The following is a 14,792-nucleotide window of genomic DNA, read 5'->3' as shown; positions in this document are numbered from 1 at the left end:
CCTCTCCCCTCCCGCAGGCGGGAGGGGCCGGGGGAGGGCCTGGGGCTCCGGCGCTTTCCCCATGCCGAGCATTTGCATGCGTCATGCCACAACGACCGCGAGGGTGAAAAAACCCAGGGCATCCCCTCCCCCAACCCCCTCCCGCCTGCGGGAGGGGGCTTTTCGCCAGGCCGCAATACCTCTCCCCTCCCGCAGGCGGGAGGGGCCGGGCGAGGGCCTGGGGCTCCGGTGATTGCTTCGACACCAAACGCCTTCACCAACACCCGTTGCCCAACGCCCGCCGCCGCACTAACGCTGTCGCAAACATTACAAAGAGCAGGGCGACAGGGTTTGGAACTCCAGACGAACGGGCAAGTGGAAGCGGCAGTGCGCGGCGTGCTGGCCGATGTGCTGGGTCTGTCGGCCGAGCGCGTGGACGGTTTCGACGTGGATACGCCGCTGTTCGGCGCGCTGCCCGAACTGGACTCGATGGCGGTCGCGGGCGTGCTGACCGAGCTGGAGGACCGATTGGGCATCCTGATCGAGGATGACGAGGTCGATGGCGAGATGCTGGAGACGTTCGGCCAGCTGGTTGCCTTTGCGCAATCCAAGGCGGGCGCTTGATCGACTATTATGACTGGCCCGGCGGGCGCGAGGCGATGTTGCGCTTCGGCCCCGCGCAAGGGCCGGTCGTGCTGGTCGCGATGCCGTTCTGGGAAGAAGCGAACCGGACGCGCAGCCTGGCGGTCGCCATGCTGCGGCGGCTGGCCGATCACGGCATCGGCGGCGCGCTGCCCGACTGGCCGGGCACGGGCGAGAGCGTGATCGACACCGAGAAGGCGAGCCTGCTGCAATGGCGCGACGCGCATCAGGCGGCGGCGGAATCGCTGGGCGACCGGCCCTGTTACGCCGTGTCGATCCGGGGCGGCGCGCTGGTCGACGGGTTCGCGCTGCTGGCCGGGCGCTGGCACCTGACGCCGATGACGGGCGAAGCGGTGCTGCGCGACGTGATCCGGCTGCGCGCGGCGGCGGGGCTGCGCGGCGACGAACATGGCGTGTTCGGCGCGGAGTCGCCGGTGCGCGTCGCGGGCAATCGGGTCTCTCCGCACTTCCTTGCCGGGCTGGCGGGGGCCGGACTTCACGACCAGCCGGGGGTGCCGCGCCGCGTAGTGCGGCTGGGCCATGACCGAGCGCCCGCCGACCGCGTGATCGATGCCGTCCCGCCCTGGCGCCGGGCCGAGCCGCAGGAAGACCCCGAACTCGCCGCCCTGCTGGCCGAGGATATCGCGCAGTGGATCGCATCATGCGAAGGCTGATCTCCTTTCCCTGCGACGGCGCGACGCTGATCGGCACGCTGGACGAAGCGGCGGGTGCGACCGGCCTGCTGATCGTCTCCGGCGGCAACGAGCCGCGCATGGGTGCGCACCGGGGCCAGGCGATGATGGCGGCCCGCATCGCGGCCCATGGCTATCCGGTCTTCCGCTTCGACCGGCGCGGCGTCGGCGACAGCGCGGGTGGCAATGGCGGCTGGGAGTCGAGCGGTCCCGATATCGCCGCCGCCGTCGATGCCTTTGCCGATGCCGCGAACCTGACCCGGATCATCGGCTTCGGCAATTGCGACGCCGCCGCCGCGCTGGCGATGTTCGGCGCGGAGGCCGGGTTCGCGAAGGTCCTGCTCTCCAATCCATGGCTGTCGGACGAACCCGACGCGCTGCCCCCCGCCGCCGCGATCCGCCGCCATTATGCCAGGAAGCTGGTCAATCCGGCCGAGTGGCTGCGGCTGGCGCGCGGCGCGGTCGATCTGGGCAAGCTGCGCCAAGGACTGACCAAGATTGCCGCAGCCCCCTCTGCGCTCGACGAGACCGCTGCGCCGCTGATCCGCGCGATCCATCGCTGGGCCGGGGATGCCGCGATCATCGTGGCGCAGGGCGATGCGACCGGTGTCGCCTTTCGCGCCGCCGCGCGCGGGCACGGCTTTGCCATCGAGACACTGGCGACGGACTCGCACAGCTATGCCGATGCCATGGACGCACTGGAGCGGGTGGTCCTCACCCATCTGGCACGGGCCGGATCGGACGGAGCGACACCTGTGCGCGACAGCGAGGCGGAACCCCAGAATATCGCTTGATACGTTTTAAGATTCGATTTTTCTCAGGAACGCCTCCCCGCCCCGCCCATTGGTCGGGCAAGGAGAGACGGTCCATGAACGAACGCCCTACCCCGCCCCAGCCCGAACAGCAGCAGGACATGCCCGGCCAGACCGAGGCGATGGACCCACGCCCCGACCATGGCGAGCATAGCTATGTCGGCCATGGCAAACTGACCGACAAAAAGGCGATCATCACCGGCGCGGACAGCGGCATCGGCCGCGCGGTCGCCATCGCCTTTGCCCGCGAGGGTGCGGACGTGGTGATCTCGTACCTGTCCGAAGATGAAGACGCCGCCGAAACCCAGCGGCTGGTCGAACAGGCAGGCCGCAAGGCCCTGCTGATCCCCGGCGATATCAGCGATCCGGCGCATTGCCGCACCATCGTCGAGCGTGCCGTCCAGACCTTCGGCCGCGTCGACATCCTGGTCAACAATGCCGCGCATCAGGCCAGCTTCCAGGCGGTCGAGGATATCAGCGACGAGGAGTGGGAAACCACCTTCGCCACCAACATCCATGCGATGTTCTATCTGGTGAAGGCCGCGCTGCCGCACATGGGCGAAGGCGCATCAATCATCAACACGACCTCGATCAACGCCGACAAGCCCAACCAGCAACTGCTCGCCTATGCGACCACCAAGGGTGCGATCCACAATTTCACCGCGGGGTTGGCGCAGATGCTCGCCGAGCGAAAGATCCGGGTCAATGCGGTGGCGCCGGGGCCGGTCTGGACCCCGCTGATCCCCTCGACCATGCCACCCGAGGCCGTGAAGAGTTTCGGCGAGCAGACGCCGATGGGCCGCGCCGCGCAACCCGCCGAACTCGCCCCCCCTTACGTCCTGCTCGCCAGCGGCGAGGCCAGCTACATCAGCGGCGCGACCATCCCCGTTACCGGCGGCACCCCCTTTCTCTGATCCCCTGAAAGCAGATGATCCATCGCGACGCTCGCCGATGCCGTCGAATATCAGCCGCCGGCGCTGATCGACCGGCAGCCCGACCACCAGTCCGGTCGTCCGGGCGTCGCCGATGGCGTGCGGATGCACCGGGGACGAGACCGAGGGGAAGCCGATCGACGCCGCGCAGGCGGCGACGTGGCGAGCAGAACGGCTTCGACCGTAAAATCCGCCACTTGCCTCCCCCCGCCCGCTCGGCCAGTCTGGTACGATGATCCTCCCGCTCCTGCTCGCCGCCGCCGCGACGCCCGCCGCCGCTCCCTCCCCCGCCCGGCTGAAGGCCGATGTCGAAGCGCTGGTCGGCTTCGGCACGCGCCATACTGCCTCCACGACCACTGATCCCAAACGCGGCATCGGCGCGGCGCGCGACTGGGCGGCCAGGCAGTTCGAGACGATCGGCCAGGGCTGCAACGGCTGCATCACCGTGGAGCGGATCAACCGCCGCTTCACCGGCCCGCGCGCCCCGAACGGCGTGATGGTCGAGGACGTGCTGGGCATCCAGCGGGGGCGCGACCCGAACCGCGTGGTGATCGTCGGTGCGCATATCGACAGCCGCGTGACGGATGTGATGGATGCGACGTCGGACGCGCCGGGGGCCAATGACGATGCCTCGGGCGTGGCGCTGGTGCTGGAGGCCGCGCGCCAATTGTCGAAGCAGCAGTTCGACGCGACCATCGTCTATGCCGTCTTCTCGGGCGAGGAACAGGGGCTGTGGGGCTCGACCCTGCTGGCCGACACCGCCAAGGCCCGCAACTGGCGGGTCTCGGCGATGCTCAACAACGATATCGTCGGCAACACGGTCGGCCAGGGCGGCGTGCGCGAGGCACGCTGGGTCCGCGTCTTTTCCGAGGGCATCCGCGCCTCCGAGGACCTGCCGCAACAGATCCAGCGGCGGGGCAATGGCGGCGAGGATGACGGACCCAGCCGCGCGCTGGCCAAGGCGATCGACGGCGTCGCCGACAAGCTCGGAGGCCTCGACGTGTTCCTCGACCGGCGGCCCGACCGTTTCGGCCGCGGCGGCGATCATGAGCCGTTCCTGAAGCTCGGCTATCCGGCCGTCCGTTTCTCCGTCGCCAATGAGGATTGGGACGCGCAGCATCAGGACCTGCGCAAGGAAGGAACGGTCGCGTACGGCGACACCATCGACAAGATGGATTTTCCCTATCTGGCGAAGGTGACGGCGATCAACATCGCCACGCTGGGCCGTCTGGCCGCCGCCCCGGCCGCCCCCGACAAGGTGACGATCAGCGGCGCGCTATCCCGCGACACGCAGGTCGAATGGGCGTCGGTGCCGGGCGCGGTCCGCTACCGCATTCATTGGCGGCGCAACGACGTCGCCGGATGGACCGACGCACGCGACGTGACCGAGACGAAGACGGTGCTGACCCAGGTGCCGGTCGACGACCATTTCATCGGCGTCTCGGCGATCGCGGCGGACGGCGCGGAGAGCCTCGTCACCTTTGGCGGCCGCTGAGCGTCACCTTTGACGGCCGCTGAGCGGCGATCGATCGGACCATGGAAAGGATGCCGCCCCGCGGGAGAGTCGGAGCGGCATCCCGGTTTCCAACCCGGCGTCTCTCGGGCTGAAATCCCCCCTGGGGGAAGGCGTCAGCGACGGACCAGCTAGCTGCGAACGCGCGCGCGGCGCGGGGCAGAACGCACCACTTCGGTCGTAGTGGTGGTCGTCGTGGTAATGACAGGAGCGCCCTGTACCACAATTGTGGTAGTCGTGGGAGCCGGATAATAATAGCCGTCCGCATAATAACCCGCTTGCGGCGAAGGCGGCATACCTGTCGTTCCCACCGTGGTCGTGGTGGTGACGGTCGTGCCGCCCTGCGTCACCACGCGCCGTCCCATGGCAGGCGGCGGCGGGGGCGGAGCATATGGGTCCCGATAGCTGTAATCGTCATAGCCCGGCTCCATACGCCGCCCGCGATCCTCGGCCCGGTCGATGGCATAGCCCGCCGCCGCCCCGACACCCGCGCCGATCAGCGTACCACCCAGGCGGTTTCCACGCCCGGCGACCAGATTGCCCGCCACGCCGCCTGCCACCGCACCGATCGCGGCACCCCCCAACCCGTCATCGCGCCGGACGGGCGGCGGCGGGGGCGCATAGGGCGCACCTGCATAATCGGGCGTGCCGTCCCAGTTCACGCCGTACACACTGTCATAGACCGACCCACGCTGGTCGATCAGGACCGCATCGTCATAATAGCGCGACCAGCGATACCCAACCGGCGGCTGCGGCAGGGTATAGACCGCCCAGTCATCCACCCCGAAGCGCCGGTCGGTCCAATAGGACGGCACCGTCATGCCGCGCACCGGGCGGCGATAGGCAGGCCATCCGCCGGGCGCGTTCGCCCCGCCCCACCAGCGTCCACCGACCCGGCTGCCCCAGCGGTTCGCGCGCGCAGGCGGCACACCGACCGAGGTCGTACGGACGACCGGGGCTTGTGTGCGCGAGGGTTCGGGATCGAATCCGGGACGGGGATAGTTGGCCCCGGCCTGCGCCATGGCGGGTACGCTGGCGACCATGGCAAGGGTCAGGACTATCAGGCGCGACGAACTTCGCATGGCAAACTTATTCCCCTGTTCTATGCGACGACGTCCCCCTCAACGCCGAAGCCGAAACAAGGTTTGATACCAGCGCCCTGCCTGTATCGATAGCAGTGCCGCCCGTCCCGAAACGGGTCAGCCCGCCATGGCGGCGAGACGCGGCGCGAGCAGCGTCATCAGCGCCTCGCAGCCCGCCTGATCCTCTTCGTCGAACCGGCCCGGTTCGGGGCTGTCCAGATCGAGCACGCCGATGACCGTGCCGTCCAGAAGCACCGGCACGACCAGTTCCGAGCGGCTGGCGGCATCGCAGGCGATGTGGCCGGGAAAGGCATGGACATCGGCCACGCGCTGCGTCCGTGCTTCGGCAACGGCGGTGCCGCACACGCCCTTGCCGACCGGGATGCGGATGCACGCCGCCTTGCCCTGGAACGGCCCGAGCACCAGCTCGCCACCGACCATGCGATAGAATCCCGCCCAGTTGAGATCGGGCAGATACTGCCAGATCAGCGAGGCGGCATTGGCCATGTTGGCGACCGCATCCCCCTCCCCGGCGGTGAGCGCGTCGAGCGCGGCGTGGAGATCGCGGTAAAGCTCTGCCTTCGATCCGGCGGCGATGTCGAACTGGTACATGATGCGGGATGTAGGACGATGGGCGGCGTACGTCATCCCCGGGCGATCACTTTCGACTTGGCGTGAGGACGAACAGTGATCTCCCCTCCCCTTCAGGGGAGGGGCCGGGGGGTGGGGCGCTTCAACAGGCGTTACGCCTGAGGCGAGGCCCCACCCCAAACCCCTCCCCTTCAGGGGAGGGGCCATACCCAATCAGAGTGCCAGATCGGGATGCCGGTTGGGGCTGATCCGCGTGGCTTCGGGACGCGGTGCTTCGGTGGTCGCGGGTGCGCTGACCGGCGGCGGGGCGAGCGCCAATTGCAGGGTCTCCGCGGTCGCGGCCCATTCATGCGCCAGCAGATCGCGATCCTCGTTCAGCGCGGTGCCATAGCTCGGCACGATCTCGCGGATCTTGGCCTGCCAGGCCGGGGTGGCGAGGCGATCGGGGAAGACCTTCTTGATGAGGTTCAGCATGATCGACGGCGCGGTCGAGGCCCCCGGCGACGCCCCCAGCAGCGCGGCGATCGAGCCGTCCTTTGATGCCACGATCTCGGTGCCCAGCTTCAGCACGCCGCCCTTCTTGGGATCGCGCTTGATGATCTGCACCCGCTGTCCGGCCTGCCAAAGCCGCCAGTCGCCGTCCTTGGCGTTCGGGAAATATTCCCGCAGCGCGTTCATCCGGTCTTCCTGGCTCATCATCAGCTGCCCGGCCAGATATTCGACCAGCGAGAACTCGTCCCAGCCCACCGCCAGCATCGGGCGGAAATTGTCGAGCGTCACCGACTTGGGGAGGTCGAAATAGGAGCCTTCCTTCAGGAACTTGGTCGAGAAGGTCGCGAACGGCCCGAACAGCAGCACCTGCTTGCCATTCAGGTAACGGGTGTCGAGATGCGGCACCGACATGGGCGGCGATCCGGTCGAGGCCTTGCCGTAGACCTTGGCCATGTGCCGCTTGGCGATGGCGGGATTTTCGGTGACCAGGAACGATCCGCCGACCGGGAAGCCCGCATAATCGTCGCCCTCGGGGATGCCCGACTTTTGCAGGATGGGCAGCGCGCCGCCGCCCGCGCCCGCAAAGACGAAGCGGGCGGTGATGATGCGCTTTTCGTCGGTCTTGCGATCGCGCGCGGTCACGCGCCACGTGCCGTCGGCGTTGCGTTCGAGCGAGCGGACCTCGTGGCCGGTGGTCAGCGTCACCCCCGGCTGCCCCTGGAGCGAACGGATATACTGACGGGTCACCTCACCCCATTCGCAATCCGTGCCCAGCACCGAGCGGGTCGCGGCGATCTTCTGCCCGGCCTTGCGCCCCTCGATCATCAGCGGCACCCACTGGGCGATCTGGCGCGGATCGGTGGTGAACTCCATGCCCGAGAAGAGCGGGCTGGCGAGCAGCGCGGCATGGCGCTTTTGCAGGAAGGCGACATTCTCGTCTCCCCAGACCAGGTTCATGTGCGGGGTCGAGTTGATGAAGCTGCGCGGGTTCTTCAGCACGCCGGTGCGCAGCTGGTGGCTGAGGAACTGGCGCGTGACCTGGAACTGCTCGTTGATCTCGATCGCCTTCTTGATCTCGACCTTGCCGTCCGCCTCGTTGACCGGCGTGTAGTTCAGCTCGCACAGCGCCGAGTGGCCGGTGCCCGCATTGTTCCAGCCGTTGGAGCTTTCCTCGGCCACCTTGTCCAGTCGTTCGACCAGCTCGATGGTCCAATTGGGCTCCAGCTCGCGCAGCAGCACGCCCAGCGTCGCGCTCATGATGCCGCCGCCGATCAGCAGCACGTCGACCTTATGCTCCGAACCCGCCGCGTCCGCCGCGAAGGGTGCGACCGCCGCCGTCGTCGCGGCCAGTGCGGAGCCCATCATCGCACGCCGGGAAATCCCGCTTTGGGGGGCTGCTTCGGAAGCGCGCGCTGGGCTGCGCTGGTTTCGATCGTCACTCTGCATGTTCGACGCCTTCTCGATGGGGGGCATCCGTGCTGTCGGCAACCGATGGTCGCGACGAACCGCATGGCCCCGATGTCCAAAATCGGGCGCAGCCCTTCCGCCAGACGCGATCGTGCGGGCGGAAAAGCGGCCACAACCGGCCTTCCGATCCTCATCCCAATGTTCGTTTTCGTGTGCCTGTCATCCGCATAGCCGAGTCTGTTCGACTGTCCATGTCGGCAAAATCCGCCGTTCGGCTGGTTTGTCGGTGCAAATGGCAAACCGATTACTACCCGTCCAGGCATGATTATCAATAATGCGTCTTATTATATTAAGGACTATCGAAGTTGTGCTGATTCCCGCCCACCCCTTTGAGCGGTTGTTCGGCAAACCGCTCAAAAAGCCTTGAGCGGCCCGCTTGCGTGGCACGTCATATTGTCCTACAAATCTGAATAGAAAAAATTCAGGAGAGGGCGTGCCCGCCGTGCCATCAGACGTGACGCCTGCCTATATCGCGATCGATTGGGGTACGACCAACCGACGCTGCTATGTCATCGCCGCCGATGGCACGATGCTGGACACGGTGCGCGACGATCGCGGCGTACTGGCGATGAGGGCGGAGGATTATCCGGCTGAAATCGCCGCGATCCGCATGCGCTTCGGCGAGTTGCCGGTCATCGCGGCGGGCATGGTCGGCTCGACGCGCGGCTGGCGCGAGGCGGCCTATGTCCCTGCCCCCGCCGATCTCGCCAGCCTGGCCCGGGCCGCGACGCGGATCGAAGACGCAGACGTCACCATCGTCCCCGGCGTCTCGCTGCTGACCGAAACCCGTGCCGACGTCATGCGCGGCGAGGAGGTGCAGGTGCTCGGCGCGGTGGCAGCGGGCCTCGCCCCCGCCGACGCATTGTTCGCGCAGCCCGGTACGCACAACAAATGGGTGTATGTCGCCGATGGCCGGATCGCCGACTTCGCCACCACCATGACCGGCGAGCTGTTCGCCCTGGTCAAGGGACATGGCATCCTCGCCGGAATGCTTGACGGCCCGGTCGCGGACGGCCCCGCCTTTCGCGACGGCCTGGCGCGAGGCAGCGGCGCGTGCGACCTGACGGCGGCGCTGTTCGGCGTACGTGCCTCGGTGCTGCTCGGCCGGATCGCGGCAGAGGACGCGGCGGCCTATGCCAGCGGGCTCCTGATCGGCAGCGACATCGGCGCGGTGCCCGATATCGAGGGCGGCACCGTCCATCTGTTGTCGAGCGGGCTGCTCGCCGACCTCTACACCATCGGAATCCAGCAGCGCGGCGGCACCGTCGTCGCAATCGACAGCCATGCCGGTTTCCTCGCCGGTCTCCACGCCATTCGGGAGCATTTGTCATGACCGACCCCGCCCAAAGCTTTTCCAAGGCCTTCGCCGCCTGCCCGCTGGTCGCCATCCTGCGCGGCCTGACGCCCGACGAGGCGATCCCCGTCGCCGCCGCGCTGGTCGAGGCGGGCTTCACCCTGATCGAGGTGCCGCTCAACTCGCCCCAGCCTTATGACAGCATCGCCGCCATTTCGGCGCATGTCGGGGGCAAGGCAATCGTCGGCGCAGGCACCGTGCTGACCACCGAACAGGTCGACCGGGTGAAGGCGGCGGGCGGTACGTTGATCGTCTCGCCCAACACCGATACGCACGTCATCGCGCATAGCGTCGCGCAGGGCCTGATCTCGCTGCCCGGCTATTTCACCCCGTCCGAAGCGTTCGCCGCCTTGAAGGCCGGGGCGCACGGCCTGAAGCTGTTCCCGGCCGAAGGCGCCTCGCCCACCTTCCTCAAGGCGCAGCGCGCCGTCCTGCCGCGCGACGTCGCGGTGCTGGCGGTCGGCGGCATCACCCCCGACAACATGGCCGAATGGCGCGCGCACGGCGCGGACGGGTTCGGCCTGGGCTCCAACCTCTATCGCGCGGGCAAGCCGGCGGCGGATGTCGCCGTGTCGGCGCGCGCTTATGTCGAAAAGGCACGCTGATACCGATGACCGACACGATCCGTCTCGCACTGGTCGGCATGGGCAAGATCGCCCATGACCAGCATGTCCCCGCCATCGCCGGCAACCCGGCCTTCGAGCTGGTCGCGACCGTCAGCCGCTCGCCGGGCGGCGTCGAGGGCGTGCCGCATTTCCACGACATCGACGCACTGGCCAAGAGCGATGTGAAGGTCGATGCGGTGGCGCTGTGCACCCCGCCGCAGGTCCGCCACGCCATCGCCGCCGCCGCGCTGGCGAACAACTGGCACGTCTTCCTCGAAAAGCCGCCGGGCGCAACGCTGGCCGAAGTGGCGGTGCTGGAGGAACTGGCGGCCAAGGCCAACGTGACCCTGTTCGCCAGCTGGCACTCGCGCTACGCGCTGGGCGTCGAGCCCGCCCGCGAATGGCTGTCGAGCCGGAAGGTCACGTCGGCCGCGATCACCTGGCGCGAGGATGTGCGTCAATGGCATCCGGGCCAGGCCTGGATCTGGGAAGCGGGCGGCTTCGGCGTGTTCGATCCGGGCATCAACGCGCTGTCGATCGCGACCCACATCATGCCGCAGCCCTTCTTCATCGAGCGCGCGACGCTGGACTTCCCCGCCAATCGCGACGCGCCGATCGCCGCCGACGTGGCGTTCCGCACGACCGAGGGTACGCCGGTGACGCTCGACCTTGACTGGCGGCAGGAAGGCCATCAGAGCTGGGACATCGTGGTGGAGACGACCGACGGCACGCTGAAGCTGGCCGAGGGCGGCGCGCTGCTGACCCTGCCAGACGGCTCGACCCCGCATGAGCAGGAAGGGCTGCACGGCGAATATCCGGGCCTGTACGCACGCTTCGCTGAACTGGTGCAGGGCGGCCGTTCGGATGTCGACATCGCACCGCTGCGCCACGTCGCCGACGCCTTCATGCGCGGCAAGCGGCGTGAGGTGGAAGACTTCGTGGAGTAAGGGCCGCTCACCTTGGGCGAAGTCGGAAAACCATTCCCGTGGCCTTCGACTTCGCTCAGGCTGAACGGATGTTGAGAAGTTGCACAAAACTCCGTTCGCACTGAGCGAAGTCGACGTGCACGCCCCATCCAAGCCAAAAAACAAGGCCGGTTGTCCAGCAGGACGACCGGCCTTTTCAGTTCAAGGATTGGCGGGATGCCGAAGCACCCCGCCCCCTCATCAGAAGTTGATCGTCGTCCCGATCGCGATCTGCCGCCCCAATGCATCGTAGCGCTGCGGCGCGGTGTTCGCTCGCGACAGGGCCACGGTGTACGAGTTCGGAATGATCGGCGGGGTCTTGTCAAGCAGGTTGTTCGCGATGATGCGGAACGAGAACTGCCGCGCGATATTCCAGGTCAGCGCCAGGTCGAAGAAGCTCTGCGGCGCGATGCGGGCATAGGTGTTGCGGAAATTGGCAGCGGTCCCGCCGATGTCCGCATTGCCCGAATTATACGCCGTGGTCAGCGAACCCGTGTAGCGCCAGTTGAACGAAGCGTTGAACGTGTTGTCGGCCGTCGTCCAGGTCGTGCGCAGGCCATGCATCCACTTCGGGACCAGCTGGCCACAGGCGATGCCGTTCGAGAAATAGCCCGCGCAGTTATACTGGGTGCGCAGCGGAGAGTCCTGCGCACCGGCCAGCGTGGTGAGCGAGCCGTTGAAGTTCCAGTCGAGGCGACCCGCGCCACCCAGACCCAGCGTATACTGGCCCTGGAAGTCCCAGCCATAGGCGAGCGAACGATAGAAGTTCGTCGTGCCCTGGCGCACGAAGCCGCTGGTCGGGTTGTTGGCGATCGGGTTGGCGATCGAGCCCGTCGTCGGATCGCGCACGATCCCCTGACAGAAATAGGAATCGCCATTCGACGCCAGACAGCCGTTCAGGAAGTAATCCGCGCCGTTGAAGCTCAGCGAGTTGACGATACGGATCTGGTAGCGGTCCACCGAGAACACCAGGCCGGGCACGAAGCTGGGCTTCACGATCAGACCATAGGTCAGCGTATAGGCCGTCTCCGGGTCCGCCGTGTAACCGCCGGTGCGCACCGAGCAACCTTCCGTCGGGCAGAGCAACGACGTGCTGCCGTACAGATTGTCGGCCAGCCCTGTCTTGCGGCACAGATCGCGCGAGGCGAGCGGGGCCGTCGTCACCGTGCCATCGGGCAGCGTGCGCTGCACCGGCGCGCAGAAGTCGGTCAGCGTGCTGTTACGACCATAGCGGATCGTCGTGGCCTGCTGAATCTCGACCACGGTCGGCGCGCGCTGCGCCTTGTTATACGACGCGCGGAAGGTCAGGTCCGATACCGGCGCATAGATGCCCTCGATCTTCCAGGTCGAGAAGGTCTTGGGGTTCGAGCTGTATTTCGAGACGCGGAAGCCGCCATTGGTCTGGAGCAGGTGCGCGAACGGCTTGTCCTGGATAAGCGGAGCCTGAAGCTCGATGTTCGATTCCCAGACATCCTGACGCAGGTCGGTGCGGCTGTCGCCATTCTGCTCGATGAAGACATCGTTCGCGGTCGAGATCAGACGATCCTTGCGATATTCGGTGCCCAGCGAGATCGCCAGACCATCATTCGCCCAAGGCGTCTTGATGCCGTACTTGGTCAGGTCACCCGTTACCGTGCCGATGACGTCGTACAGGATGCCGATCTGGCCGCTGACGCCGCTCTGGCTGCCCGGGCCGTTGAACAGATAGTTGGTCAGCGGGGTGTTGCCCGAACCGGCGCGGAACGCATCGAACGGAACGCAGGCGCTGTCGGTGCCCGCCACCGTCGCGGCGCAGGTCGGCGTGCCGTTGACGTTGACGACGTTCAGCGAGCGGTTGACCCGGACCGGGTCGGCGAAAGGTGCGTATCGTGCATCCTGCTGGTTGCGCGCATAGACGCCGCCAATGTCATAGGTCCAGGCATCACCCACCTTGCCGCGCAGGCCGCCGGTCGCCCGGATACCCTGGTTGATATAAGTATCGATCAGATTGGGCTGGCCGTCGAAGCGATAACGGACCTCCAGCGGAACCGAGCCGGTCGATCCGGTGGCGCAACCGAGCGCACCCGCCTGCCCCGCCGACAGGAACGGGTTGTTGCAGTTCACCTGATAGGGCGTCGAGCCATAGACCGTGTAGCTGTAGACGCGCAGCGGGCTGGGGTTGATCGACTTGTCGCGGAACCAGATGGCATCGCCATACAGCTCGAACTCCGGCGCGATCTGGAAGCTCATGAAGCCGCCCGCCGTGTAACGCTCACCCTGACGCTGGAAGGAATAGTCGTCATAGGGGTTGGCCGCGACGCCGGGACGCGGGCCATAAGCGACGAAGCTGCGCGAGCCGTCCGGATTGTTGACATAGGCCGTGCCCGAATTCGGCCCAGAGCGCGGCGAGATGTAACCGGCGGGCGAATAGGTGGACACCGGCGAACAGGTCAGCGGACCGTCCTTGGCCAGCTGTGCGAGCGGACACGCCGCGATCGAACGGTCGCCGGTGCGGACCAGGTCCGAATTGCGATAATTGACGAAGCCCGACACCTTCAGCCGGTCGTCGAACAGCTTCTTGCCGACGGTCAGCGTGACGTCGGCACGGCCACCGTCATTGGTCCAGCCGAGCGGCGTCTTGAAGCCGACACCCTGCGCCAGCGGGGTGACGATGTTGCTGCGGTTCAGATGGTTGTAGAAATTGTAGTTCGCATCGACGCGGACACCGTCGAAATCCTTGCGCAGGATGAAGTTGACGACACCCGATACCGCGTCCGAACCATAGACCGACGACGCGCCGCCCGACAGAATGTCGACACGCTGAAGCAGCGAGGCGGGGATGATGCCCGTATCCTGGCCGTTCTGCGTGCCCAGGCGCTTGCCATCGACCAGCACCAACGTACGCTCGAAGCCCAGGCTGCGCAGCTTGATCCGCTGGCGACCGTCCGAGTCCTGATAGTTCTGCTGCGCGTCGGGTGCGATCTGCGGAAGGCGGTTCAGCACTTCCTCGACATTGAGCGGCGCCTGGGCCTGAATGTCCTGCGCCGTGACCGAAGTGATCGGCGAGGCCGAAGCGAGGTTCGGCCGGGCGATGCGGGAGCCCGTCACGATCACTTCGCCGTCATTGCTCGACTGCGGCGTGCCGGTGATGGCGGCGGTGCGGGTCTGCGCGGCGGTCGCGCTCGACGTGACATTGTCGTCGGCATCGGTTGGCACCGTCGTACCGGATTGCTGGGCCAGCACGGGCGTAGCGACCAGCGCACCGGCCGACAACGCAAGCCATGAGATCGGGTGAAGCATCTTCATTCTATAACCCCCATTTTTTAGCCGCCCGCGTCGTTGCGCCGTTGGCGTGTCGCACAAACAAGACACTCCAGCAGGGTCGTCAATAGTCAGGGCTATACCGATCTATAATCAATTCCGCTTTGGTCCTTCATTGTGACCCATGTGCCACACTTCATTACATTGCTAACCGACTGACAAATAACGCTTATATAAAGGCGGAAATTTTCCGATCAGGACTATTCCAAGCCTTTCAACAGCTTAGCAACTCCAGCAAGGACACCAAAATCCTGCGCCTCACGATTAAGCCATATCAGGCAGTATCGCCTTTATAGCAGACGGCAAACACCGATCGGACGTACCAGTTAGAAACCTTTGGCCCCCAGCTGTCCGACCGACATGGCT

Annotated in this window: 12 protein-coding genes; 8 read left to right on the top strand and 4 right to left on the bottom strand. The window is 66.5% G+C overall.

Annotated elements, in window-relative coordinates; translation table 11 throughout:
- Window positions 1–330 precede the first annotated feature (330 nt).
- The 5 genes from BSZ14_RS12535 (at window position 331) to BSZ14_RS12515 (ending at window position 4,552) form a co-directional block, all read left to right on the top strand.
- Window positions 331–603, top strand: a complete 273-nt coding sequence (locus BSZ14_RS12535; RefSeq protein WP_042483611.1) for an acyl carrier protein — start codon at window positions 331–333, stop codon at window positions 601–603.
- Window positions 600–1,295 (top strand): hypothetical protein, encoded by a 696-nt coding sequence (locus tag BSZ14_RS12530; protein ID WP_076711200.1) that lies wholly within the window; start codon window positions 600–602, stop codon window positions 1,293–1,295. The genes BSZ14_RS12535 and BSZ14_RS12530 overlap by 4 nt, the downstream gene beginning before the upstream one ends.
- Window positions 1,283–2,107 carry a hydrolase 1, exosortase A system-associated gene (locus BSZ14_RS12525; protein WP_076711198.1) on the top strand — a complete coding sequence of 275 codons (825 nt, stop codon included), beginning with the start codon at window positions 1,283–1,285 and terminating at the stop codon, window positions 2,105–2,107. Before BSZ14_RS12530 ends, BSZ14_RS12525 begins: the two co-directional genes overlap by 13 nt.
- 74 nt (window positions 2,108–2,181) lie before the next feature.
- Entirely contained in the window at window positions 2,182–3,039 is an 858-nt protein-coding gene (locus tag BSZ14_RS12520; RefSeq protein ID WP_076711196.1) for an SDR family oxidoreductase, read from the top strand.
- A gap of 250 nt (window positions 3,040–3,289) precedes the next feature.
- Entirely contained in the window at window positions 3,290–4,552 is a 1,263-nt protein-coding gene (locus BSZ14_RS12515; RefSeq protein WP_076711194.1) for a M20/M25/M40 family metallo-hydrolase, read from the top strand.
- A gap of 149 nt (window positions 4,553–4,701) precedes the next feature.
- On the opposite strand, the gene BSZ14_RS12510 is transcribed toward BSZ14_RS12515, so the two are convergent.
- The 3 genes from BSZ14_RS12510 to mqo form a co-directional block, all read right to left on the bottom strand.
- On the bottom strand, window positions 4,702–5,652 hold the full coding sequence (locus BSZ14_RS12510; RefSeq protein ID WP_083748242.1) for an RcnB family protein: 951 nt from the start codon (window positions 5,650–5,652) through the stop codon (window positions 4,702–4,704).
- A gap of 117 nt (window positions 5,653–5,769) precedes the next feature.
- The gene (locus BSZ14_RS12505) at window positions 5,770–6,264 is read right to left on the bottom strand and encodes a GAF domain-containing protein (RefSeq protein ID WP_042483616.1); all 495 of its coding nucleotides are present in this window, start codon (window positions 6,262–6,264) and stop codon (window positions 5,770–5,772) included.
- A gap of 192 nt (window positions 6,265–6,456) precedes the next feature.
- A complete protein-coding gene (gene mqo, locus BSZ14_RS12500; protein WP_241823749.1) occupies window positions 6,457–8,100 on the bottom strand; it encodes a malate dehydrogenase (quinone) in 1,644 nt (547 codons plus the stop codon).
- A gap of 544 nt (window positions 8,101–8,644) precedes the next feature.
- On the opposite strand from mqo, the gene BSZ14_RS12495 reads away from it, so the two are divergent.
- The 3 genes from BSZ14_RS12495 to BSZ14_RS12485 are packed head-to-tail and all read left to right on the top strand — an operon-like array spanning window position 8,645 to window position 11,108.
- Window positions 8,645–9,535, top strand: coding sequence for a 2-dehydro-3-deoxygalactonokinase (locus BSZ14_RS12495; RefSeq protein WP_076711206.1), 891 nt, complete (start codon window positions 8,645–8,647; stop codon window positions 9,533–9,535).
- Entirely contained in the window at window positions 9,532–10,161 is a 630-nt protein-coding gene (locus BSZ14_RS12490) for a 2-dehydro-3-deoxy-6-phosphogalactonate aldolase (protein ID WP_076711188.1), read from the top strand. Before BSZ14_RS12495 ends, BSZ14_RS12490 begins: the two co-directional genes overlap by 4 nt.
- A gap of 5 nt (window positions 10,162–10,166) precedes the next feature.
- Window positions 10,167–11,108, top strand: a complete 942-nt coding sequence (locus BSZ14_RS12485) for a Gfo/Idh/MocA family protein (RefSeq protein WP_076711186.1) — start codon at window positions 10,167–10,169, stop codon at window positions 11,106–11,108.
- Window positions 11,109–11,327: 219 nt separating this feature from the next.
- On the opposite strand, the gene BSZ14_RS12480 is transcribed toward BSZ14_RS12485, so the two are convergent.
- Complete coding sequence (locus BSZ14_RS12480) at window positions 11,328–14,411, bottom strand: TonB-dependent receptor domain-containing protein (protein ID WP_076711184.1); 3,084 nt, start codon at window positions 14,409–14,411, stop codon at window positions 11,328–11,330.
- Window positions 14,412–14,792 lie beyond the last annotated feature (381 nt).

The organism is Sphingomonas sp. Sph1(2015) (assembly GCF_001970915.1).
Classification (GTDB): domain Bacteria; phylum Pseudomonadota; class Alphaproteobacteria; order Sphingomonadales; family Sphingomonadaceae; genus Sphingomonas; species Sphingomonas parapaucimobilis.
Note: the sequence above shows the minus strand (reverse complement) of the source record. Positions and strands in the feature narration are given on the sequence as shown.